A 23,214-nucleotide genomic window follows, 5' to 3' on the forward strand; every position below is an offset into this window, starting at 1 on the left:
TTCGGTGCGGGCGGCGTCGAGCACGGCGGGCAGGTGCTCGGCGGCGGTGTGCAGCTTGAGGGTGGCCAGGTGGCCGCGCAGCTGCTGGTAGAGGCTGGCCTGCGCGCTCGTGCTCGGTGTGGCTGTGCTCGGTTCGGTGGTGTTCATCGGAGGGTGTTCCTTCCTCGGGCGGCCCGGTCGTAGGCGGCCAGGTCGACCACGACGTCCGAGCTCGTGGCGCTGCTGGAAGAGGGTCGGCGGAGGGCGTCGGCCGCGGCGCGGGCGGCCGGGCCGGGTGGGATGCGCTGCTTGCGCCGGTGCGGCGCGGCGGTGCTGAACGCGGCCAGGACCGCGGTCTGCAGCGCGACGACGTGGCCGGAGTCGCGGATCATCACCCCGGCCCCGTCGGTGGCCAGCCGGTGCCGCGCGAGCACGGTGGGCGGCCGGCCAGGCGCCGCGGCGGTGGCGATGTCGATGCTGTCCGCGCCGAGCCGGTGCGCCACGGTCACCGTCGTCCCGGCCAGCTCCGGCGGCACCGAGTAGAGGTTGCCGCGGTAGGCCACCAGCGCCTGCGCGGAGATCTTCCGCTCGGCGGTGAGCACCGCGGGGAACGGCGCCGGCAGCGGCGCGAGCCGCTCGTCGGCGAGGAAGCTGGAGACGGCGCCCCGCCGGCCGCCGAGGGTGCGGAGGCGGGCGTCGCCGCGGGTGGCGCAGAACTCGTCCAACGACGCCTGCGCCTGCTCGGGCGTGACCTCGTCGGCCAAGGTGCGCCACCAGCGCTGGGCGGCGGTGTGGTTGGCCTTCTCCACCACGCCCTTGCGGTTGCCGCGCCGGGGTGGGCAGATCGCGACCTGCACGCCGTAGTGCTTGGCGACGGCGGCGAACGAGGCGCTCACCCGCCCGGAAGCGGGGTGGCAGACCGTCGCCATCCGGTCGAACCGCCAACTGCGGGTCAGCCCGCCCAGCGCGGCGGCCACGCGGTGCAGAGCGTCGATCAGCTGCGGCTGCTCCATCGACGAGCACAGCACGCCGCGCCAGCGCCCGGAGTGCGCCAGCGCCCCGACCAGCAGGAACGCCTTCCCCTGGTATCCGGTGGCGGCCCAGCCGGCGGGCGGGTCGGGCAGCTCGACCCAGTCCCACTGGGTCTCCTCACCCGGCGGGTGCTCGATCACCGCCGCCGGCCGGCCTTGGCCGGCGCGCACGGCTCGCATGCCGGGCGCAGATCCCGGGCCCGCAACTGGCGGGTGAACGTGGAGTACGCCCGGTCGTAGCCCAGGCCGGTGACCTCGTCGAACAAGGTCATCGCCCACAGGTGCGGGTCCTCGGCCAGCCGTGCCCGGCAGTAGTCGATGAACGGGCCGAACCCGTCCGGACCGGCGGGGGCGCGCACCCCGGCCTGGCGGCCGTTGAGGTAGGCGCGGATGGTCTTGCGGTCACGGCCCAGGTGCCGGGCGATCGCCGAGATCGTCCAGCCCTGGCGACGTAGCGCGTGCACGTCGATGTCTTCCTCCCGTGTGAGCATGAGAGGCAGGGCTCCTTCGAGGTGGTGCGGTGGTCAGAGACCGCCATCCTCGGAGGAGCCCCCGCCGTCTCTGGCGGAGCTCCACGGGTGGGGACTTTCAGTGAGCAGCTCTGGGGAAATTCACCTGAGCGCCGTCAGAGCCTGACCCAGGACGTCTACATGGGTCGCGGCCTGGCGAGGTGACGTCCCGCTGAGTGGTGGATGTAGTCCTCACCGTGTTGGTCAGCGGTGTGGTGACTATGAGGCCATGAGGGCTGGCTGCGCCACCTCCTTGTCGGACTGCTTGGGCCGGGTGAGTAGGGCCATGGAGCCTTCGGAGAGGTAGCGGCGGTCGGAGACTTGCCATTCGTCGTGGGCCTCGACCAGGACGGCGCCGGCGAGGCGGAGCAGGGCTTCGGGGTTGGGGAAGACGCCGACGACGTCGGTGCGCCGCTTGATCTCCTTGTTCAGCCGTTCCAGCGGGTTGGTCGACCAGACCTTCTTCCAGTGCGCGACGGGGAAGCCGGTGAAGGCCAGCAGATCCTGCTCGGCGTCGCGCAGCATGGCCTCGACCTTGGGGAACTGGCGGCCGAGCATGCCGGCGATGACGTCGAGCTGAGAGTGCACGTGCTCGGCGTCGGGCTGGGCGAAGATCGTGCGGATCGCGGCGGCGACCATCTCGCTGTTGCCCTTCGGTACCTGGGCGAGCACGTTGCGCATGAAGTGCACCCGGCAGCGCTGCCAACTGGCACCGAGCAGCACCGCGCCGATGGCGGCCTTCAACCCGGCGTGGGCGTCGGAGATGACCAGCTGCGTGCCAGCCAGCCCGCGGGCCTTCAGCGAGCGCAGGAACGCCGTCCAGAACGCGCCGTCCTCGGAGTCGCCGACGGCGAAGCCGAGGACCTCCCGGTGCCCGTCGGCCGCGACACCGGTGGCGATCACCACGGCCTGGGAAACGACCCGCCGGTTCACCCGCGCCTTGCAGTAGGTCGCATCCAGGAACACGTAGGGGAAGGGCTGCTCGGCCAGCGAGCGGTCGGCGAACGCTCTGACCTCGGCGTCCAGATCGGCGCAGATCCGGGAAACCTCGGACTTGGAGATGCCGGTGTCGGCGCCCAGGGCGCGCACCAGGTCGTCGACCTTGCGGGTGGAGACGCCGTGCAGGTAGGCCTCCATGACCACCGCGAACAGCGCCTGGTCGATCCGCCGGCGGCGTTCCAGCAGCGAGGGGAAGAACGATCCGGCGCGCAGCTTCGGGATCCGCAGCTCCAGATCCCCGGCCGTCGTGGACAGGGTGCGCGGGCGGGAGCCGTTGCGCTGCGCGGTGCGGGCCTCGGTGCGCTCGTGCGGGCCGGCGCCGATCACCGCGGTGAGCTCGGCCTCGATCAGGGCCTGGTAGATGGTTGTGGCCGCCGACCGGATTCGGTCGTCGACATCGGCGGCCTTCAGTGCCTCGAGCACCTCGAGCAGGGCAGACTGGTCCAGGGCCATCGTGTGCTGTGTCCTTCCGCGAGAACCATTGGCGTGGTCTCGCTGACCATCACACGATGGCCCCTCGCACGTGATCAACCACGCGGTCAGTGGCCTGGACTTACACCACCCCGGGGGACGTCACCCCTGGCGAACCCGGAAGCGGCGACGGCCCTGCAGCGCTCACGCTAATCAGCGACGTCGAAACGATCCGCGAGGCTGGGCGCCGGACCGGCGGGGACGAATGTTCGTCGCTTGTTGTCGCAACGGCGGGTGCGGAGGGCGCCTTAAGCGGCTGACCTGGGGTTTTGCTCCCCCGATTGGACTCGAACCAATAACCCTGCGATTTGATCTTGGGGCGTTGGACACCGTTGGCTTGCGCTGAAATCGCAGGTCAACCACTCATTTGGCGCGTTGGTTACGTCGGTCCAGGACGGTTGTGTGCGGGAGTATTTGATGAGTAAGTGATGCATCCTCCCTTCACCCACGGCCGATCCGCGCCCGAGTCGGATCCCCCGCGGCTCGTCGTCTCCTCTACCTGGGGCCCGCCGGTTCCGCCGGCAGCCGATGCGGCGAGAAGCGCGGTGATCCGCCGGTCGGGAGTCGGGTGCGATGCCAGCAGCCGCCGTGCCCACCCACAGGTTCCACGCTGACCGTCGTCCATCGCACGGAGTGCCGCTGCGAGCCCCAGCGCGAGGCCGTGGTCAGCGGTGAACCGGTCCGCGGCGAACTCGGATCGTCGGCTGATCGAGGCCTCGACCGAGGGACAGAGCACCGCAGCCAGCCCGACGAAGGCGAGCACTCCGACGACCATCCACTGGCCCTGCTGCAGGGCGTGCGTCACGGCCACGACCAGCCCGGCGAACACGGCAACGGCAGGCCTGGGCCGGGGTTGGCGGCCGGCCAGGGTGTTCGCGAGACCGGTCAGGAACCTCGTTGTCAGGCGCCACGGCGCGGCAAGCCACGAGATAAGCAGCATCGGCCGAGTCGCTCCCCCGGCGTGATGGCCGAGCTCGTGCACCAGCACTGCCACCAGCAAGTCCTCCGGCAGTCGACCAAGCTCGTAGTCCTGCAGGACGCGGGTGGTGACCGCGACGCTGCGTCCCCCGGCGGCGTAGGCATTGGGCATCCCAGCCATCTGGACGTAGAGGTCGACATCACCGGCCTCCGTTCCGGTAACTCGAAGGGCTGTCGCCCACGCCGGCTGGAGGGCTGCTGCCTGCCTGGCGCCGGGCCGACGGAAGCCGTACGCGGCACGGACGGTCATCCGTTCGCCGACTCCAGTGATCACAGCCGCTGCGCACGCTGCCCAGGCCAGTAGGAGGAGTCCCGACCACCGACCCAGTGCAGTCGAGGCCAAACCCAGAAGCGGCAGGCTGCCGATCACGGCGGGCGTCGCGGCGACCCACCGCCAGAGCTGGTATCGAGCGGCTCGACGCCGCTCGTCGTCAGGCGGCTGGCGTTCTCCCGACTTCATCCACAGACCTCCTCGAGGCAGCAGGGTCCGGTCAGTCTGCCGCTGGTTGCTGACATGCGCGGTGCTCGTCATTGCCACATGAGGCCCCACGGTCCCCGATCCGGTGCGCCCCTCTCTGACGGCGCAGGTCCGAAAAGAAGATTCGCCGGCCGTGTCACCAAACGGCTCGAAATGGCGCCTTCTCCGGGTGAGCGCGACAGCCGCCGGGGTGGGAGTGCCGATGTGGAAGCAGGGCCGAACAGCACGCAGCGCCGACACGTCCCTCACCCCCGGCCCCGGCGACCCTGCGGAGAGCCGAGTCCTCGGCGGCGGCGACGCCACGCCGATCGGGCAGGTCGTCCGTCCCTGGGCTCTCCAGGCCCTCGTCGCCGCCTATGGCGGGGACACCTACCGGCTGCTGACCGATCTGGCCGACGTCGTCGAAGCCAGCATCGCCTACGTCGACCGGCCCACCGTCGAAGCCCATCTGGAGCGGTCACTCACCGACGACGAATGGTCGAGGGTCGCCGCCCAGTTCACCGCGATGGCCTTCGACGAACACGTCGGTGACGCCGGCATGCTCCGCACCGACTGGATCGAGGACAGACTTCATCGAGCCGGCGTCCCGGGCCGGGGGCTTGGCGCCAGTGGGAGGTCGGGGCCCTCGCGGCAGCCGATGCGGCGATGAGGGTCAGCCGCACCTGCGCGTCCTGCGGCTACACCGCCGACTACGTCAGCGACGCAGTCGCCGATGCTCATCATCGGCGGCACTCCTGTGCCAAGCATCGGGGCGGCCTGGAGCAAGCCACTCGCCGAGCGGAGCGGCTCGAGGCGCGAGTGACCCGCGAGTGCACCCATCCGCAGGCGCGCCATCGGCACGGAACCCGTGCGGCTTACGTCAAGGACCGCTGCCGCTGCACCGACTGCACCGCTGCCAATACCGCCGCCAGCCGCACCGCCACCCGAGAACGGATCTACGGCCGCTGGCAGCCATACGTCGACGCCGGTCCCGTCCGCGAGCACATCGCTGCTCTGCGCGCGGCCGGAATCGGGGTCGAGCGCATCGCGCAGCTCGCCGGCATCTCGGTCAGCCACGTCCGCGAGCTGGCTGGCCGGGCCAACCCCCCAGGGACACAGAGGGTCCGCCCAAGCACGGCCACGCAGGTCCTCCGCATCGGCATCGATGACGCCAGCCGGGCACCGAGCAGCCGCGTCGACGCCACCGGCACCCACCGTCGTTTGCAAGCGCTCGTCGCCATCGGTTGGTCAACCGAGCTATTGGCCGCCCAGCTCGGCCGCCGCCCGAGCAGCCTGTGCCGCAGCATGACCGGCCAGTCGGTCACTGCCCGCACTGCACAAGAGATCGCGGCCCTCTATGAGCGGCTGTGGAGCACCAGGCCGCCACGTGCGACCACCGAGCAGCGTGCCGCCGCCGACGCCGCCCGGGCGAAGGCCGCCGCGCAAGGCTGGCTGCCGCCGCTGGCCTGGGACAACATCGACGTGGACCCCACGCCGCCGACGCTCACCGCTTGCCCCTTCCAGGCAACCGACATCGACGAGATCGCCGTGGAACGCGCCCTCGCCGGCGATCACATCACCTATCACGAGCTCACCGCAGTCGAACAACAGGAAGCCGTCCGCCGCCTCACCGCCCGAGGTAGCTCGATCCGGGACATCGCCGCCCAACTCGGCACAACGAAGCGCACCGTCTCCCGCCGGCGCGCATCCTTGGGCGCAGCATGACGACCGAGCTGCGGACAGGTACGAGGCTTCGCCGTAGCGACCGACCGGTTGGCGGAGTCAGAGCCCGGCTGCAGGCGACGGCGATCTCCCGCCTTCCAAGCTGGCCACGCCGGTTCGATCCCGGTCACCCGCTCCACCTTCTGGCCTGCTCGGATGCCCAACTGCCAGCTCAGCTGTACATCGGCGCCATGGAGTCGCGGCGCTGCTAGGGGCGGCCTGCCGGGCGCGCCGCTGTCGGTCCGGTGCCCGGGCGCTGCGCCGGAACGCCGAGGGCGTCGCCGGCCTGGCGGGGACCGGCGTCCGTGCCGCTGCCGGGCGTGGCTGGATCGCCGGGTACCGTCCAGCCGGTGGTCACGGGCACGTGCCGGGCCGTCGGCGGATCGCGCGCTCGACGACCGCCAGGTTGACCGCCCAGGCCGGCGGGTGACAGATCGGGCCCTGCCGAGGCTCCTCAATCCTTGCCTCGCGCCAGAACCGCTCCAACGCAGCGTTGAACGGCTCGCCTAGGCGCTGGACCGCATGGCCCGCACCGCGGATCACGGCGCGCACGGCATGCGGTGCGAGTTCTTCGGCGAGGGCGTCAGCGCACGCCTCGAAGAGCCGCGCGTGCCCGCCGCTGACGATCAGGATCGGCGTGCCCGCGTCACGCAAGGTGAACAGCGGCAGCTCCGCCGTCCACGGCGGCCGCTCACGCATGGTCAGCTCCACCAGCCGACGCATGCTCGGATCGAGAGGGATGCGTTGGGCGGGGGCGCCGAGAAAGGCCTGGAGGAACGCCGGCAAGAACTCCTCCGGTGAAGCGACCCGGCGCAGCTCCTCGAACGCTTCCATCGCCCTCAGCGCCTCCGCGTCCGAGGCGAGGAGCTGGTAGGCAGGTGGCTCCACCAGGGTCAGCGTGGCGACGAGACCCGGCCGCTTCGCAACGGCGAGCAGGGTGCCGATGCAGCCGTAGCTGTGCGCAACAACGTGCGTGGGCGCGTCGATCAGCTCGGCGATGTCCTCGGCGTCGGCCGCGAAGTCGTTGCCTTCGGCCGGAGGACTCGGCGGCGTGCCCCGGCGGGCGGGCAGGACCATCGTCCACCGCTCAGCGAGAGCAGCTTGGCGGCTCCACGTCCGGACGGGATCGGACATGGTGCCGTGGACCCACAGCGTCCGGGGACCGCACCCCTCGGTCCGCACGTGCAGCGGCAGAGGAGTCACAGCGGACCTCCGAACTCGGCCTTCCCCATGGTCTGCAGCTGCGGCAACGGGGTGGCGGCGGACTCGCCACCACCCCGTTGCTCGGCCTCAGCGAGCGGCCGCCTCCGGGGTCCGCTCGCGTGCCCGCAGGTCGAGGGCGATGTCGACGATCATGTCCTCCTGGCCGCCGACGAGACCGCGGCGGCCGACCTCGAGCAGGATCGAACGGACGTCGATGCCGTACTGCTTCGACGCGGCCTCCGCATGCCGCAGGAAGGAGCTGTAGACCCCGGCATAGCCAAGGGTCAGCGTCTCCCGGTCGACCTGGACTGGCCGGTCCTGCAGCGGGCGAACCAGGTCATCGGCGGCGTCCTGGAGGGCGAATAGGTCGCAGCCGTGCTGCCAGCCGTGCAGGTTCGCCACGGCGATGAACGGCTCGATCGGGCAGTTGCCCGCACCGGCCCCATGCCCGGCCAGCGACGCGTCCACCCGGGTCACGCCCTCCTCGACCGCGACAACGGAGTTGGCCACCGCGAGCGACAGGTTCTGGTGGGCGTGGATGCCGATCTGTGTGTCGGGGTCGAGCACGTCGCGGTAGGCCCGGACCCGCTCGCGGACGCCGTCCATGGTCAGCCGGCCACCGGAGTCCGTGACGTAGACGCAGTGCGCCCCGTAGGACTCCATCAGGGCGGCCTGTTTGGCGAGCTCGGACGCCGGGGCCATGTGGCTCATCATCAGGAAGCCGGAGACGTCCATGCCGAGGTCGCGGGCGGTGGCGATGTGCTGTGCCGATACGTCGGCCTCGGTGCAGTGGGTAGCCACCCGGATCGAGCGCACGCCGAGTGAGTAGGCGTGCTTGAGTTCGGCGATGGTGCCGATGCCTGGCAGCAGCAGGGTAGTGAGCACCGCGCGCTGGAGGTTGGCCGCGGCGGCCTCAATCCACTCCCAGTCGGAGTTGCTGCCGGGCCCGTAGTTCAGGCTGCCGCCGGCCAGGCCGTCGCCGTGCGCGACCTCGATAGCGTCGACGCCGGCGGCGTCGAGCGCGGCGACGATCTTTCCGACGTCGGTAGGCGAGATGCGGTGCCGGACGGCGTGCATGCCGTCCCGCAGCGTGACGTCCTGGATGTACAGCTTGGGGGTCGTGGTCATGCCGTCACCTGCGCAGCAGCTCGTCGGGCACTGGTCCCAGTGGCCAGGCTCTCGCCGACCCGCAGGGCCGCCGAGGTCATGATGTCGAGGTTGCCCGCGTAGGCGGGCAGGTAGTGGGCGGCGCCCTCGACCTCGAGGAACACCGTCACCTTGGTCGTCACCGGACCGGCGCCGTCGGGCAGCAGGGTGTGCACCGGTTCGCCGTCGGCGATGGGGGTGAACTGCACCTCCTGCTTGAGCCGGTAGCCGGGCACGTACTCGGCGACGTCCTTGGCCATCCGGGCGATCGAGTCGCGGATGGCGTCGTGGTCGGCGTCGCCGATCAGGCAGAACACGGTGTCGCGCATGATCAGCGGAGGCTCGGCCGGGTTGAGCACGATGATCGCCTTGCCGCGGCCGGCGCCGCCGACCGCCTCGATGGCGTGCGCGGTGGTCTCGGTGAACTCGTCGATGTTCGCCCGGGTGCCTGGGCCGGCGGACTTGGATGCGATCGAGGCGACGATCTCCGCGTAGGGCACCGGGGTGACCCGGGCGACGGCGGCCACCATGGGGATGGTCGCCTGCCCGCCGCAGGTGACCATGTTGACGTTGGTCGCGTCCTCGGCCAGGTGCTGGTCGAGGTTGACCGGCGGGACGACGTACGGGCCGATCGCCGCGGGCGTCAGGTCGACCAGTTTCTTGCCGTACGGCGCGAGCTTCTCGGCGTTGGCGAGGTGGGCCTTGGCGGAGGTGGCGTCGAAGACGATCTCGATCTCGTCGAAGCCGTCCATCGCGATGAGGCCGTCGACGCCCTCGTGCGTGGTGGGCACCTTCATGCGGCGGGCGCGGGCCAGTCCGTCGGAGTCCGGGTCGATGCCGACCATCGCCCCCATCTCCAGCGCGTCGGAGTGGCGGATGACCTTGATCATCAGGTCGGTGCCGATGTTGCCCGAACCGATGATGGCGACCTTGGTCTTGCTCATGCCTGGTCCTTTCCAGAGAAGGTGGCGCTGACCGATCCGAGGGGACCGACGTCCGCCGTCACGACCGAGCCGGGCGGCGTGGCCACCATGGGTCCGAGTGCCCCCGAGAGGACGACCTGTCCGGCACGCAGCGGGTCGCCCAGGTCGCGAGCGGTCCGAGCCAGCCAAGCCAGGGCGTTGAGCGGATCTCCCAGGCAGGCCGCGCCGCTGCCTTCGGAAACCAAGTCACCGCCCAGTCGCATCGCCATGCCGACCTCGACCGGCTCGAACTCGTCCAGGGTCAGCCGCCGCTCCCCCAGCACGAACAGCCCGCTGGAGGCGTTGTCGGCGACGGTGTCGCCGAAGGTGATGTCCCAGCCGGCGATCCGGCTGTCCACGATCTCCAGTGCGGCGACGGCGTAGGCGACCGCGCCGCGCACCTGCTCGGCGTCCAGCGGTCCGTCGGCCAGGTCCGCACCGAGCACGAAGGCGATCTCGGCCTCGGTCTTGGGCTGCAGCAGCCGGTCCGAGGGGACCTCGGGGAGGTCGCTGACGTCCATGTCGGCGAAGAGGACGCCGAAGTCGGGGCGGTCGACGCCCAGCTGCTTCTGCACGGCCGGCGAGGTGAGGCCGATCTTGCGGCCGACGACGCGCGCGCCGCCGGCGAGCCGGGCGTCGGTGAGGCGCTGCTGCACGGCGTAGGCCAGGTCGACGTCGTCAGTACCGATCAGGTCGCGGACCGGGACGCAGGGAACGCCGGTCTGAGCGGCGGTCTGCAGCCGCTCCGCGGCCTGCGTGACGACGTCCCGCTGGGTCGAGACGGACGGTGTGCTTGCGTGAGTCATTGCATCCCTCGGGGTTGGCGCTGTGTCTTCACGATGGCGGGAGTCGGCCGGCTGCCCCTAGTGCGGCGTTCGGCTCAGTGGAACGTCGGGCGAGAATCGACCCGACACCCGCCGCCGCAGCCCGGACGGCGGTGGTGGCCGCTTCGGGCCGGAAGCGGGGAACGGGGCCGGTGATGCTGATCGCGCCGACCGGCTGGTCGAGCGGATCGAGGATCGGCGCCGCGACGCAGGCGATGCCGACCGCGGACTCCTCGTGCTCGAACGCGACCCCCGCTTCCAGGATGCGTTCCAGCTGCCGTCGCAGCAGACCGGGGGCGGTGATGGTCCGGGGGTGCGCCGCGGAAGGCCATCGGCCACGACGTGGGCGAAGAGCTCCGCCGGCGACCAGGCGAGCAGTGCCTTGCCGATGGCGGTGCAGTGCAGCGGCATTCGGCCACCGACCCGCGAGGGGGCGTCGGCCTGCCGGTGGCCGCCGATCTTGGCGACGTAGACGACGCTGTCCTCGTCGAGCACCCCGAGGTGGACGGTCTCGTGCGTGCGCTCGTACAGGTCCTCCATGAACGGGGTGGCGATCTCCAGGAGGTCCCGTTCCATCGAGGCCCGCATGCCGAGTTGGAAGACGCGGTTGCTCAGCCGGTAGCCGTCGTCGCGGCGGTCCAGCAGGCGGGCGTCGACCAGATCGGCTACGACGCGGTGGAGCGTGCCCTTGGCGATCCCGGTGCGCCGCGCCAGCTCGGCCAGGGGGACGCCCTGATCGTCGGCACGGAAGGCGAAGAGGACGGCGACGACCTTGCCCAGCACCGTGTTGAGGTCCACCGTCGGCTCGTGCGCCGCCAGCCCACCTAGGGCCATCGGGTCCTCCTCTCGGGGGCCGAGCTCGATCGAGGGGGTGACCCGGCGCCGGAATGGCGCCGGGTCACCGTGCGTCACTCGAAGCTGTAGCTCTCAGCGCTGGGCCCTTCGAAGGTCGTCAGCATGCGCAGACCACCTGGCACTGCCTCATCGACCTTCGTGACGTACACAGTCCGGAGCGGCGGCTCGCCGACCTCGGTGTAGTCGACAGGGGCGGGGTAGAGCCCCTCCAGGTCGAGATCGGCGGTCTCCCGCATCGCGGTCACGACGCCCTCCGGAGTCAGGTCCCCGGCGTCGCAGGCGCGCTCGATGGCGTCAGCGAGCAGCTCCGCCTGGGCGTAGGCGAGCGGAACCTCCCAGCCCTTGGCGCCGTCGGGCGCGACCTCCTCGTACAGCGCGGTCGCATCCTGCACCCCAGGCTCCTCGGCCGCGTAGGGCGCGATGCTCTGGACCGTGTACCCGTTCTCGATGAGCGCCGGGCCCGCGGGGGTGTTCAGCAGCGCCGGGTTGAAGGCAGGCGTGTTGCTGAGGATCGGCACGTTGACGTCCAGAGAGGCGAGCACACCGGCGATCGAGGCCAGTTGCGGAGGAGCCGCCGCGACGATCACAGCCGAGACACCTGCCTGCTGGAACGCCGCCGCCTGCGCCGACAGGTCGGTGTCTCGTGGAGTGATCTCCTGGGAGACGATTTCCAGCCCGCGCTCGTCGGCCGCGTGCTGGGCCCCTGCCAGGGAGTCGCCGCCCAGGTCGCCGACGAAGTAGACGACCCCGACGGTGTCTCCCTCAGTGAGCCCGAGTTCGTCGACGAGGTAGTCGATGGCATTGGCACCTTCGACGCTGTACGTGGCACCTGGGATCTGCGCGGTCTCGTAGGGAAGTGTGGAACTTGCCCACCCCATCCCACCGACGTAGACGCGGTCCTCTTCGGCAAGGGGCATGACCGCCGGGACGATCGGCGAGCCCTGTAGCTGCTGGAACGCCAGCACGTTCGGCTGCATGCTGCGGTACAGCGCTACTGCCTTCTGCGGGTCGTAGGCGTGGTCCTGCACGTCGACCTCGACGGATCGCTCACAGATCCCGCCGTCCTCGTTCCGCGCATCCCAGTACGCCTGGGTCTCAGCCACCATCACCTCCGACGCGGCGGCGAACGGACCCGTCAGGTCGGTCAGGAAGCCGATGGTGATGGTGGAGTCGCTGACACCGTTGCCGGTCGCGACGTCGCCGCCGGCTGCGCCATTCCCCTCCGAGCCAGGCGCGGTGGTCGAGCAGGCGGTCAACGCAGCGAGGCAGCTTGACGCCACCAGCAGCGATCGGGTGCGGTGCTTCATCGGGTCGTCTCCTTCGACGAGGTAGGCACGCCGGCGGCGCGCGGATCGTGGGTGGTGCCGTCACCGGCCACGTGGGGTGGAACCGCCGGGTGCGGTGCCGGCGCGGTGAAGTCGTCGCGGTCGGGGGTCGATAGCCGCGCACGCCGTCGCCTCAGCGCGCCGGCGAGACCTCCCCGAAGGAAGAGGAGGACGGCGATGATCGCGGCGCCGTAGAGGAACCGGGCGAGCGTTGCTGCATCCAGCCCGCCGGTTCCCGGGGTCGCCAAGAACGGGAGATCGCCGCTGTACTGGGTCAGGATCAGAGGGAGTGCCGCCACGAAGACGGCCCCGGCCGCGGCACCGCCGACGGATCCGAGCCCGCCGATGACGATCATGACCAGGAAGTCGATCGACAACTGCAAGGCGAAGACATCGGGCGAGATGCGCGTGTAGGCGAGCGCCAAGAGGACGCCTGCCACACCGGCGTAGGCGGACGAGATGACGAACGCGGTGGCCTTGGCGCGGGCCACGTGAATGCCCATCGCCGCCGCAGCGGTCTCACTGTCCCGGACATTGGCCAGCGCACGACCGGTCCGGCTCGCCTTCAGGTTGACGGCGATCCACGCGGACAGGAGCGCAACGCCCAGGAACAGGTACCAGAGGCGGTGCAGACCGGTGAACTGGACACCCGCGATGGCAAGGAAGTCTGGATCGCGGTTGCTGAAGCTGAAGCCAGGGACGGAGAAGGGCTGGACCCCGCGCCCGTTGAACCCCCGCTGATGCCGTCGAGGTTGACGATGAGGTGTCGCGCTAGGAAGACCAGGCCGAGGGTTGCGAGCCCCAGATAGATGCCTCGCAGTCGTCCCGCGATAGGGCTGAACAGCGCACCAGCCAAGGCTGCGGCCGATGCCGCGAGAACGAACGCGAGCAACGGTGGAAGGCCGAGCCCGGGTACTGGAGCGTCGGCTTCGCCAGCAAGCCAGGCGTACGTGAAGGCGCCGACGGCTGCGAAGAACGCGTGGCCGAGCGACAGCTGGCCGGCCACGCCGACGAGCAGGGTGAGACCGATCGCTCCGACGATCGCGGCCATCGCGAACAGCCCGGTCTGGAGCCAGAAGCCGTCAAGCACGAACGGCAGGAGGATCGCGACAGCTAGCAGGGCAAGTGTCGCCCCGCGGCGGATGGCGTTAGACACGGACGGCCTCCTTGCGACCGAAAAGACCCGACGGTCTGACGAGGAGGACAAGGATCATGACGGCGTAGGGGACGACCTCGCCGAAACCCTGACCGAGGAAGTGCAGCTGGGCTTCGTAGCCGATGGCCAGGGAGCTGGCCACGCCGATGATGAGGCCCCCCACGATGGCTCCCGGCACGGAGTCGAACCCGCCGAGGACCCAGGCGGGGATGGCCGCCAGAGCGCTCAGGGCGAGGGAGGGCGCGACACCGGGAGCCGGGAACGAGGCAAAGAAGATCCCCGCGATGGCCGCCAGAGCGCCGGCCAGTGCCCATCCGGTGGTCCCTGTCCTGGACAGGCGGATGCCCATGAGCGACGCCGTGTCACCGTCCGCCGCAGCTGCCCGCATGGCCACGCCGATCCTGGTCCGGGCGAAGAGGAACCAGAGGAGCGCGAAGACGACGAGAGCGACTCCGGCGGCGATCAGTCGACTCGCCGGCAGGGTGACTCCGCCCCACCGCACCGTGTCGGCACCCCACGGTGCCCCGATGGGAAGGATGTCGTTGCCGATCTGTCGGGTCAGCTCGGTCAGCAGAAGGATGTCGACACCCAGCATCAGGATCGCCGCGGTCGCCGGTGTGGGCTCGGCGAGGTTCCGTACGAGCACGGTGTTGACGAGAACGCCGAGAGCGGCAGAACCGAGGATGCCGATCACGGCCGCCACCCAGAAACCGGTGTGGGGCTGAAGTACCGCGACAATGTAGGCACCGGCCAGCAAGACCGAGCCGTGGGCGAAGTTCAAGACGCCGGTGGACGTGAAGACGATGACGAAGCCGACCGCGATCAGACCGAGGATCAGGCCGATGGACAGGCCGTTCGCCAACTGCGTCAGGAAGTAGCTCATGCGGCGGCCGCTCCGAGGTAGGCCTGTAGGACCGCGGGGTTCCGCTGGACCTCGTGTGGCGGGCCTTCTGCGATGCACTTTCCGAAGTCGAGAACGGTGATGCGCTCGGCCAGCCCCATCACGAACGGCATGTCGTGCTCGACGAGCAGGATGGACAGGCCGAGTTCCTGCTGCACCGTCCGGATGACCGCCGCCATCTCCTGGGACTCCCCGTGGGCCATGCCCGCTACTGGTTCGTCCAGGAGGAGGAGCGCCGGCTCGGCGGCGAGCGCCCTGCCCAGCTCGACGCGCTTCCGATCGCCGTAGGAAAGTCCGTGAACCTCGCGGTCGAGGAGGTGCGTGATGGAGAGCAGCTCAGCGATCTCGCTCACCACGGCACGATGCGCTCGTTCTTCCCGGCCGTTGCGCGGTAGCCGGAGGGCGTTGGCGATCGCCCCGGCCCGCAGCACACGGTGTCGCCCGACGAGGAGGTTGTCCTCGACGGTCGCTTCCAGGGACAGCGAGATGTTCTGGAAGGTCCGCGCGATACCCAGCTCGTTGATCCGGTGCGCGGGGAGGTCGGTGAGTCGTGCTTCGCCGTACCGGACCGCCCCGCTCGTCGCTCGGTAGGCCCCGCCGAGCACGTTGATGCACGTGGATTTGCCGGCGCCGTTGGGGCCGATGAGGGCGTGAATGGTCCCCGGCTCGACGTCGAAGGACACGTCGGACAATGCGGTGACGCCGCCGAATCGCACGGTCACCTGATCGACGTGGAGCGGCAGCACCTCCCGGCGGGGGCGGCCATTCCCTGGCAGGGTTGGCGCGGGTAGAGCCGGCTCGTTCGGCTGCGCTGGCGATTCCGCGATTCCGAGATAGCGGTTGCGCACGTCCTCCGTTGCGGCCAGTTCGTCCGCCGGCCCGGACGCCGTGACCTCTCCGACTTCGAGCACGTAAGCCGTGTCCGCCACCCGCAGACCCATCATCGCGTTCTGCTCGATGAGCAGAACCGACGTACCTTGCGCGTGGATCTCCTGGATGATCTCGCCGATCTGGTCGACGAGGATCGGCGCGAGGCCGAGTGAGGGCTCGTCGAGCAACAGCAATCTGGGTGCGGTCATCAACGCTCGGGCGATGGCCAGCATCTGTTGCTGGCCACCAGAGAGAAGCCCTCCGCGCTGTGACCGTCGCTCGGCCAGGATCGGAAAGAGCTCGAGCGCCCGGTCGTACGCCTGCGCAGCGGCCCGCTTGTCCCGCACTGTGTAGCCACCAGCGCGAAGGTTCTCGTCGACGGTCAGGTCGCGGAAGATCCGACGCCCCTCGGGCACCTGAACCAGCCCGGAACGGACGATCTCCGACGTGTCGCGCCCCGCGAGGTCTCGCCCATCGAACCGGACGGTTCCGGCAGTGACCGCTCCCCCAACATGCCCCAGGGTGCGAGAGATCGCCCTCAGCAGGGTCGTCTTTCCCGCCCCATTGCTCCCCAGGACGGCGACGACCGAGCCCGGCTCGACCTTGAGCGAGACGCCTTTCAGCGCCTGCACCGCCCCGTCATAGGACACCGACAGTGCGTCGACTTCGAGAAGCGGCGGAGACATCGAAGACCTCTCGTGATGGGGCGTCGGTCTGGTGCGAGGAGCGATCCCTTGCGGACGAGAGGCGCCCATGGACCGTGGAACTGCACGACGATGTCCGCCTGACTGGCGGACTAGCATGCTAGCGTGCACAGTAATGCCGGTCACACATGAACGCAAGACCGGCGCGGGCGTGGCGCCGTAATAGCGAGCCCTGACTTCAGCCGGCTTGACGACTCTCGATGCCGCCGCTGCCGTGGACGAGCGATGCCAGCGTCGGCGCGAGGAGGGCGCGCGTATGACGCCCGACGTTGAGCTCGCGAAGGAAACCGAGGTCCTGAGAAACGTCGACGTCGTGCCGCAACGTCGCGACGCTCAGTGGCACCGCCACTGCTCCGGATGCCGCATGTGCGCTCGCGGAGTCCACCCCGAAACACGGACGAAGGGCGTCGCCCCGCGCACTGGTGAGCAGTGTCGTCCCAGTTCCTCGATGGTCGGCCACGAAGGCGCGCGGGTGCCCATCGGCGAAGGCGAGGGCTTGATCGAGGTCGTCGGCACGCAGCCCGGGCAGGTCCGCAAGCAGGACAGCGGTGCCCATACCCGCCCGATCATCCAGCTGCTCAGCGCCTCGTACTAGGGCCCGGTTGAGGTCGCCCTGCCCCTCGTCGGGAAGCACGTGGACCCCCAACGTCGGGGCAATGCGTTGCAAGCTCGGCTCGTCGGTCAGCACGGTGATGTCTCGCACCCGAGAGGCCTCAGCAGCCGCCTCGACCGTGTCCACCGCCATTGCAAAGACCAGTTGCGCCCGCAAGGACGGCGTGAGTCCCGTCAGCCGAGACTTCGCAGACGAGAGGCGCTTCACGGGGACCAGCAGGTGCCAAGGCGTCCTATCCGGACCTTTCCGCATCAGCTGAGGGCCACCTCTGGGAGGGAGGCTCGGTTTCGGTCGACATGGCGCAGGGCCAGGCCGCTACGGGTGCGGTAGCGCTTGTTGACGGCGATCAGGACGGCGGTGAACGGCTCGAGCTGGCGCGCCTGGCGAAGCGGGCCGACGTCGATGCCCGGGGTACCGGTCACGGCCGCCGCGAGGTTGAGTGCGGTGACGCGGGCGCGGTCGTCGTCGGCGCACACCAGCACGTCCTCGCCACTGAGGTCGTGGCTGAGCTTGAGCAGGCTGGGCGCGGACAGGTGGTGGAAGGCAGCGGCAACTCTGCTGTTCGGCAGCGACGCCGCTACCTGCTCGGCGGCGCTGCCCTCGACCACGTCGAGGCCGTACGGACCGGTGACGTCGAAGCCGAGGGGGTTGATCGCCGAGATCACGACTGTTTCGGCCAGGGGGTCGGCGAGTTCGCGGATGCTGTCGCCGGAGGGGTCCCAGGGCGTGGCGAGGATGACGACGTCGTGAGTGGCGGCGGCTTCGGCGTTGGCGGCGCCGAACAGCAGCCGCTCGACGTCGACCGCCGGGGCGAGGGACTCGGCGAGCTCCGCGGCTGACGCGGTCGCGCGATCGGCATCGCGCGACCCGAGCGTCACCCGGTGACCGGCGGCGGCCAGCCGGGCGGCCAGGCCTCGGCCGAGGGCACCAGTGCCGCCCAGGATCGCGACAGGCTGACGGGTCGAGACGGCGGTCATCGGATGCTCTCCACGGCAACGAGGGGAAGGAAAGTGCGCGGACGGCCCTCTCCGGGCTGGAGGTCGGCCGGCACGCGGCCGTAAGTGGTGGTGCGCTGTCGGGTGGGCCGCCCGATCTCGGCCGCCAGGGCTTGCAGCTGGCCGACGGTGCGCTCGGAGCCGTGCTCGGAGCCCGCCATCCGGCTGATGGTCTCCTCCATCAGGGTGCCGCCCATGTCGTTGGCCCCACCGGTGAGCAGCTGCTGGACGCCAACGTCGCCGAGCTTGACCCAGGAGCACTGGATGTTGTTGATCCGGCCGTGCAGCAGCAGGCGGGCGACGGCGTGGACGGCACGGTTCTGCGCGGGTGTGGGGCCTGGGCGGGCCACGCCGGCCAGGTAGAGCGGGGCGTTGGCGTGGACGAACGGCAGGGGCACGAACTCGGTGAACCCGCCGGTCTGGGTCTGGATGCGGGCGAGGGTGCGCAGGTGCGCCACCCAGTGATGGGGGGCGTCGACGTGGCCGTACATCATCGTCGCCGTCGACGGGATGCCCAGCTCGTGCGCGGTGGTGACGACCTCGATCCAGGCCGCGGCGGAGAGCTTGCCCTTGGTCAGCACCCAGCGGACGTCGTCGTCGAGGATCTCGGCGGCGGTGCCGGGGATGGAGTCCAGGCCGGCGTCCTTGGCCGCGGCCAGCCAGTCGCGGATCGACAGGCCCGTGCGGGTCGCCCCGTTGACCACCTCCATCGGGCTGAAGGCGTGCAGGTGCATGTACGGCACCCGAGCCTTGACCTCGGCGGCGATGTCGAAGTAGGCGGTGCCGGGCAGATCGGGGTGGATGCCGCCCTGCAGGCAGACCTCGGTGGCGCCGCGTTCCCGCGCCTCGACGACCCGGTCGCCGATCTGGGCCAGCGAGAGGGTGTAGGCGTCGGCGTCGGTGCGCCGCTGGGCGAAGGCGCAGAAGCGGCAGCCGGTGTAGCAGACGTTGGTGAAGTTGATGTTCCGGTTGACGACGTAGGTGACGTCGTCGCCGACGGTGTCCCGGCGCAGGCCATCGGCGAGAGCGCATAGCGCCTCCAGCGCCGGGCCCTCGGCCTCGAGCAGTGCCAGCGCGTCTGCGTCCGACAGCCGGGCCGGGTCGGCCTCGGCGTGCCGCAGCGCAGCGCTCAGGTGCGCGGGCAGAGGCGCCGGCGCGGGTGCGCCGGTGCGGGCGGCGTGGTCCCGCACGGCGTCCCAGTCGCCGTAGACGGTGTCGAAGTCGCCGCGGCGGTCGTCGCTGCGGCCGCTGGTGTCGACCTCGCGGTGCAGCGCCACGCGGCCGCTGGCCTGAGTGCCGAACTCCGGCTCCTGCCACGGCAGGCCCACCGGCCGGGCGTCCTCGCGGGCCAGACCATCGGGATCGGCGAGCGCGTCGACGTGCGCCCGCAGCCGCGGGTCGAGCCACGGCTCGTCGAGGTAGGGCGGGTAGACCGTCAGCCGTTCCCGCAGCTGGAAGCCGGCCCCGGCGGTGCGGCGGGCCAGCTCCTCGATCGCCGGCCAGGGTGCCTCGGGGTTGACGTGGTCCGGGGTCACCGGGGAGACCCCGCCCCAGTCGTCGATGCCGGCGCGCAACACCGCGTCGTACTCCTCGCCGACCAGGTTCGGCGGGGCCTGGATCCGCGTGCCGGGGCCGAGCAGCAGTCGGGCGACGGCGATCGTGGCGACCAGATCGTCCAGCTCGGCGTCGGCGTGACCCCGCATCGCCGTGTCGGGCTTGGCGCGGAAGTTCTGAATGATCACCTCCTGGATGCCTCGGTATGTGCGGCTGATCTCCCGCAACTCGAACAGGGCGTCCACGCGTTCGGCCAGGGTCTCGCCGATGCCGATGAGCAGGCCGGTGGTGAATGGCACCGCCGTGCGGCCGGCGTCGTGCAGCACCTGCAGCCGCACCCGGGGCTCCTTGTCCGGGGAGCCGAAGTGCGGGCCGCCCGGCTCCGACCACAGCCGGGTGGCGGTGGTCTCGAGCATCATCCCCATCGACGGCGCGACCGGCTTCAGCCGCGTCAGCGCTGCCCAGCTCAGCACCCCGGGGTTGAGGTGCGGCAGCAGGCCGGTCTCCTCCAGCACCGCGATCGCGCAGGCCCGCAGGTACTCGAGCGTGCTGGCGTAGCCGCGCTCCTCCAGCCACTGCGCGGCGGCCGGCCAGCGGTCTTCCGGGCGGTCGCCGAGAGTGAACAGCGCCTCCTTGCAGCCGGCGGCCGCGCCGGCACGGGCGATCTCCAGCACTTCGTCCCGCTCCAGGAACGGGGCGTCGAGCCGGTGCGGCACGGTGGCGAACGTGCAGTAGTGGCAGCGGTCCCGGCACAGCCGGGTCAGCGGGATGAACACCTTGCGGGAGTAGGTGACGACCCCCGGCCTTCCGGCCGCGGCCAGACCCGCGTTCCGGACCCTCGCCGCACTGGCGGACAGGTCCACCAGCGTGTCCCCGCGCGCGTGCAGCAGCGTCTCTGCCTCGGTGCGGTCCAGCGCCGCCGAGTCGCGGGCGCGGCGCAGCGCCCTGCTCATGGCGCTGGGAGACGGCCGAACGCCGGCTGGCAACCCTGCAGCACTGTTGGTCACGCGGTCTCCGTCTCGGTGTTCGTGCGATCGCGTCCGGCGGGGCGGGCGCGTCAGCCGCTGCCCACCCCGCCGGCGTTTCGTGGGAAGGCCGCTCAGGCCGGTGCGTTCTCCTTGGCGGAGAGCGCGGTGGTGATGTCGGCGGCCGACGCGATCTCGGCGAGCAAGCCGAGAGATTCGATCGAGGCCTGGTGGGCCGCCGGCGTAGCGGCCGAGCAGGCGTCCTCGACCACGATGACCCGGTACCCGAGGTCGCTCGCCTGCCGGGCCGTGCCCTCCACCGAGGCGTTCGTGGCCACCCCGGTGAACAGCACCGTCTGGACGCCCCTGCTCTGCAGCAGCTCGTGCAGGCCGGAGTCGGTGAAGCCGCCGACCCGCTTGTGGGTGACGACCTCGTCGCCCTCACCGGGGGCGACCTCGGCGACGATGTCGGCGAGCGGGCTGCCGTCCTTCAGGCAGCCGGACTGGGCCACGATGCCGAGCAGCGGCGAGTTGGCGTTGAGGTCGGAGTAGTCCGGCTGCCACGCCACCCGCGTGTAGACAACCGGGACGCCGGCGGCGCGGGCGGCGTCGAGCACGCCCTTGGTGACGTCGAGGACATTGCGCTCGGCCACCTGCTGGTGGAAGAAGCCGGCGAATGCTCCGTCGGGGCCGACGATGTCGCCCTGGTAGTGAACGGCTACGACGGCGGTGGTGCGGGGATCGAGCTCCATTGCGGGTCCTCCGGTAGGTGGGGTGGGGTTCAGGCGCGGGCGAGGATGGACGAGCCGATGTCGTTGATGTCGCGCTCGGCGGTGTACGGGTTGGACAGGAAGACCTGAACCAGGTCGACGCCGGACTCGGTCATCAGCTGCGCCTTCTCCAGCAGCTCGTCGGGAGTGCCGTAGAGGCACCAGTAGTCGACGAGCTGCTTGGTGATCAGCGGCCGGTGTGCGGGGGTCAGCCCGCGCAGGTACTGCTTCCACACGTCGAGGTAGTGCGGGCGGTCGGTGGCATTCGGGTCGCCGAGGTAGGCCATGGCTGCCTGAGTGGAGGCCTGCACGATCTCCTCGCCGAGCTCGTCGACGTGCTGGTTCATCAGACCCACGTTGGTCAGGCAGGAGCTGATCGGACCCGAGCCGAAGCCCTTGTCAATCCCGTCCTCCCAGGTCTCGCCATCGCGCAGCTGGTAGAACCAGGCGAGCCCACAGAGCTTGACCGAGCCCGCCGGGCGGCCCGCGTCGGCGACGGCCTTGTCCAGCTCGCGACGGATGAGGCCGATCATGTCGGGGTTGGGACCGAGGCAGTAGACGACCACGTCGGCGTACTTGGCGGCCTCGTGCAGACCCTTCGGGCCGCCGGCGGCGACCCAGATTGGGACGCGGTCCTTGATGTTGTACCAGCCGGCGTCGGGGTCCAGGAACTCGATCTCGCGCTGCTCGCCCAGCCAGTCGTGGACCACGCGCTCGCCGTGCAGCAGTCCGCGCGACACCTCCAGGGCGTCGGTGAGCTCCTTGATGGTGGCGGTGCGGTGCCCCATGGAGCGCAGCGCGTTGTTGGCCGTGCCGATGCCGAGGAACGTCCGCCCCGGGGCGAGGGCGTTGAGCGTCGCGATCGAGTTCGCCGTGACCGGCGCGATGCGGGTCAGCGGGTTGGTCACCTGGGTGCCCAGCTGGATCGTCGACGTCTGCTGGGACGCGATCGCCAGAAACTGATAGGGGTCGCTGAACAGCAGCGGCCCCTCACCGGCGCCGAAGTGGGTGACGCCGAGGCCTTCGGCCTGCTTCACCATCTCGATCTGGTCGATCTTGGCGCAGGTCCCGATCATGAAATCCACTGCTGCTGCTCCTTTGCGGCGCCGGTCGCGGCCGGTCTGTGGAACGCCCGTAGCGGCCGAACGGGCGGATGGTGCATGTGGTCGCCCGGCGGGGGACCGGGGCGAGACGATTCGCAGCCAGTGGAGCACTGGCATGCTAGCGTCGCAGCAGGACGGTAATGGGGGTCACATCCACTGGCAAGCCCCTGTCGTGTCCGGCTTTCCTGACTCCCAGGTGTGAGCACTTGGCTCGCCGCGAGAGGACGACGCTGATGGACCACTACGCTCGACGAGTGCCAGCTGACGGAATCTCGCGCTTGCTGAGCGATGTCCCGTCGAGCGCCGCGACGGCCCGCCGGGGCATGCGCCTCGGATCGGTTGCCTACGAGCAGATCAAGGAACAACTGCTCGAGGGGCGCTGGGCTGCCGGAGAGCGGTTGTCGCTGGAGACGTTCAAGTCCCAGCTGGGGGTCAGCAAGCAGCCGGTCATGGAAGCGCTGCGCCGACTTGATGCTGACGGCCTGGTCGAGATCGTGCCGCAGGTCGGTTGCCGTATCGCGTCCTACTCACCGCAGGAAGTCGGCGACTTCTTCACCCTCTTCGCCGCGTTCGAGGGTGCGATAGCCGGAGTCGCGGCCGACCGGCGGACCGAGGAGGACCTCGTGACGCTGCGCGAGATGCACGGACGCATCGGCGAGTTGACGGATGAGCATGACGTCGGCGCTCGCGCGCACGGCTACCGGGTGCTGAACCGCGCGTTCCACGGCGTCATCCATCGAATGGCTCGTTCCAACCTCGTCGAAGAGATGAGCCTGCGCATGTGGGATCTCAGCGACTTCCTCATCAACACGGCGGGCGTCCCCCAGCCGCTGGCCAGCGCCCTGGACGACCGGCACGCCGATCACGACGCGATCCTGCAGGCGCTGATCGCCGGCGACAGCGCGGCGGCCCGCGCTGAGATGGAGCGGCACATCCTCGGCACCGTGCAGATCATCGGCGACGAAGGACGATTGGCCGCCGGACAGTGAACTGCCGCTCCGCCCTGAACCGACGGCTGGCACCGGCAGTGATTCGAGCCATGGAGATTCCCGCGCCGGTGCGCGTGTCAACCGGCTCGCGGAGAGCCGGTTGACACGCACAGCCTGCTGCGGTCGCGGGGAC

22 protein-coding genes and 1 pseudogene are annotated in these 23,214 nt (G+C 70.4%); 3 read left to right on the forward strand and 20 right to left on the reverse strand.

The annotated features are described in order from the left end of the window. Positions 1-143: 143 nt before the first annotated feature. The 4 genes from MVA48_RS07435 to MVA48_RS07450 all read right to left on the reverse strand — a co-directional run bounded on the left by MVA48_RS07435 (position 144) and on the right by MVA48_RS07450 (position 4,499). A complete protein-coding gene (locus MVA48_RS07435; protein ID WP_246987402.1) occupies positions 144-1,181 on the reverse strand; it encodes a Mu transposase domain-containing protein in 1,038 nt (345 codons plus the stop codon). Then, positions 1,148-1,501: a terminase gpP N-terminus-related DNA-binding protein gene (locus MVA48_RS07440; RefSeq protein WP_246987404.1), complete on the reverse strand. Its 354-nt coding sequence runs from the start codon at positions 1,499-1,501 to the stop codon at positions 1,148-1,150. The genes MVA48_RS07435 and MVA48_RS07440 overlap by 34 nt, the downstream gene beginning before the upstream one ends. A gap of 237 nt (positions 1,502-1,738) precedes the next feature. Continuing rightward, positions 1,739-2,971: an IS256 family transposase gene (locus tag MVA48_RS07445; RefSeq protein ID WP_246987413.1), complete on the reverse strand. Its 1,233-nt coding sequence runs from the start codon at positions 2,969-2,971 to the stop codon at positions 1,739-1,741. Positions 2,972-3,368: 397 nt separating this feature from the next. Then, positions 3,369-4,499 (reverse strand): M48 family metalloprotease, encoded by a 1,131-nt coding sequence (locus tag MVA48_RS07450; protein WP_246987415.1) that lies wholly within the window; start codon positions 4,497-4,499, stop codon positions 3,369-3,371. Positions 4,500-4,614: 115 nt separating this feature from the next. Between MVA48_RS07450 and MVA48_RS07455 the strand changes: the two genes are divergently transcribed. Together MVA48_RS07455 and MVA48_RS07460 are read left to right on the forward strand one after the other, a co-directional pair. After that, positions 4,615-5,094: a hypothetical protein gene (locus MVA48_RS07455; RefSeq protein WP_246987418.1), complete on the forward strand. Its 480-nt coding sequence runs from the start codon at positions 4,615-4,617 to the stop codon at positions 5,092-5,094. Beyond that, on the forward strand, positions 5,091-6,149 hold the full coding sequence (locus tag MVA48_RS07460; RefSeq protein WP_246987420.1) for a helix-turn-helix domain containing protein: 1,059 nt from the start codon (positions 5,091-5,093) through the stop codon (positions 6,147-6,149). The genes MVA48_RS07455 and MVA48_RS07460 overlap by 4 nt, the downstream gene beginning before the upstream one ends. Before the next feature lie 351 nt (positions 6,150-6,500). Here MVA48_RS07460 and MVA48_RS07465 read toward each other — a convergent pair whose 3' ends face one another. From MVA48_RS07465 to MVA48_RS07530, 16 genes and pseudogenes are all read right to left on the reverse strand, one after another. Next, entirely contained in the window at positions 6,501-7,280 is a 780-nt protein-coding gene (locus MVA48_RS07465) for an alpha/beta fold hydrolase (RefSeq protein WP_371821200.1), read from the reverse strand. Positions 7,281-7,436: 156 nt separating this feature from the next. Continuing rightward, a complete protein-coding gene (gene dmpG, locus MVA48_RS07470; RefSeq protein WP_246987425.1) occupies positions 7,437-8,477 on the reverse strand; it encodes a 4-hydroxy-2-oxovalerate aldolase in 1,041 nt (346 codons plus the stop codon). Beyond that, complete coding sequence (locus tag MVA48_RS07475; RefSeq protein ID WP_246987428.1) at positions 8,474-9,439, reverse strand: acetaldehyde dehydrogenase (acetylating); 966 nt, start codon at positions 9,437-9,439, stop codon at positions 8,474-8,476. The genes dmpG and MVA48_RS07475 overlap by 4 nt, the downstream gene beginning before the upstream one ends. Then, positions 9,436-10,263: a 2-keto-4-pentenoate hydratase gene (locus MVA48_RS07480; protein ID WP_246987430.1), complete on the reverse strand. Its 828-nt coding sequence runs from the start codon at positions 10,261-10,263 to the stop codon at positions 9,436-9,438. The genes MVA48_RS07475 and MVA48_RS07480 overlap by 4 nt, the downstream gene beginning before the upstream one ends. Positions 10,264-10,291: 28 nt before the next feature. Continuing rightward, complete coding sequence (locus MVA48_RS24035) at positions 10,292-10,681, reverse strand: IclR family transcriptional regulator domain-containing protein (protein WP_371821226.1); 390 nt, start codon at positions 10,679-10,681, stop codon at positions 10,292-10,294. Next, a pseudogene (locus tag MVA48_RS24040) lies at positions 10,633-11,115 on the reverse strand (IclR family transcriptional regulator); the annotation flags it as partial. The pseudogene MVA48_RS24040 and the gene MVA48_RS24035, both read right to left, overlap by 49 nt. Positions 11,116-11,189: 74 nt before the next feature. Next, a complete protein-coding gene (locus MVA48_RS07490) occupies positions 11,190-12,443 on the reverse strand; it encodes an ABC transporter substrate-binding protein (RefSeq protein ID WP_246987435.1) in 1,254 nt (417 codons plus the stop codon). Next, entirely contained in the window at positions 12,440-13,117 is a 678-nt protein-coding gene (locus MVA48_RS23385; protein ID WP_371821227.1) for a branched-chain amino acid ABC transporter permease, read from the reverse strand. Before MVA48_RS23385 ends, MVA48_RS07490 begins: the two co-directional genes overlap by 4 nt. Next, positions 13,027-13,617, reverse strand: coding sequence for an ABC transporter permease subunit (locus MVA48_RS23390; RefSeq protein ID WP_256461135.1), 591 nt, complete (start codon positions 13,615-13,617; stop codon positions 13,027-13,029). The genes MVA48_RS23385 and MVA48_RS23390 overlap by 91 nt, the downstream gene beginning before the upstream one ends. Then, positions 13,610-14,500, reverse strand: a complete 891-nt coding sequence (locus MVA48_RS07500; RefSeq protein ID WP_246987437.1) for a branched-chain amino acid ABC transporter permease — start codon at positions 14,498-14,500, stop codon at positions 13,610-13,612. Before MVA48_RS07500 ends, MVA48_RS23390 begins: the two co-directional genes overlap by 8 nt. Beyond that, positions 14,497-16,074 carry an ATP-binding cassette domain-containing protein gene (locus tag MVA48_RS24480; protein ID WP_246987439.1) on the reverse strand — a complete coding sequence of 526 codons (1,578 nt, stop codon included), beginning with the start codon at positions 16,072-16,074 and terminating at the stop codon, positions 14,497-14,499. Before MVA48_RS24480 ends, MVA48_RS07500 begins: the two co-directional genes overlap by 4 nt. A gap of 196 nt (positions 16,075-16,270) precedes the next feature. After that, on the reverse strand, positions 16,271-16,912 hold the full coding sequence (gene cofC / locus MVA48_RS07510) for a 2-phospho-L-lactate guanylyltransferase (RefSeq protein ID WP_246987441.1): 642 nt from the start codon (positions 16,910-16,912) through the stop codon (positions 16,271-16,273). Between the two features lie 44 nt (positions 16,913-16,956). Then, positions 16,957-17,682, reverse strand: coding sequence for an NADPH-dependent F420 reductase (gene npdG, locus MVA48_RS07515; RefSeq protein WP_246987443.1), 726 nt, complete (start codon positions 17,680-17,682; stop codon positions 16,957-16,959). Then, positions 17,679-20,261: a bifunctional FO biosynthesis protein CofGH gene (locus MVA48_RS07520; protein WP_256461136.1), complete on the reverse strand. Its 2,583-nt coding sequence runs from the start codon at positions 20,259-20,261 to the stop codon at positions 17,679-17,681. Before MVA48_RS07520 ends, npdG begins: the two co-directional genes overlap by 4 nt. A 92-nt stretch (positions 20,262-20,353) precedes the next feature. Continuing rightward, a complete protein-coding gene (locus MVA48_RS07525) occupies positions 20,354-20,971 on the reverse strand; it encodes a cysteine hydrolase family protein (RefSeq protein WP_246987447.1) in 618 nt (205 codons plus the stop codon). Positions 20,972-21,000: 29 nt separating this feature from the next. Continuing rightward, the gene (locus tag MVA48_RS07530) at positions 21,001-22,065 is read right to left on the reverse strand and encodes an LLM class flavin-dependent oxidoreductase (protein ID WP_246989121.1); all 1,065 of its coding nucleotides are present in this window, start codon (positions 22,063-22,065) and stop codon (positions 21,001-21,003) included. A 260-nt stretch (positions 22,066-22,325) separates the two neighbouring features. Between MVA48_RS07530 and MVA48_RS07535 the strand changes: the two genes are divergently transcribed. Continuing rightward, complete coding sequence (locus MVA48_RS07535; RefSeq protein ID WP_246987449.1) at positions 22,326-23,081, forward strand: GntR family transcriptional regulator; 756 nt, start codon at positions 22,326-22,328, stop codon at positions 23,079-23,081. Positions 23,082-23,214: the final 133 nt, after the last annotated feature.

This window comes from Blastococcus sp. PRF04-17 (assembly GCF_023016265.1).
Lineage (GTDB): Bacteria > Actinomycetota > Actinomycetes > Mycobacteriales > Geodermatophilaceae > Blastococcus_B.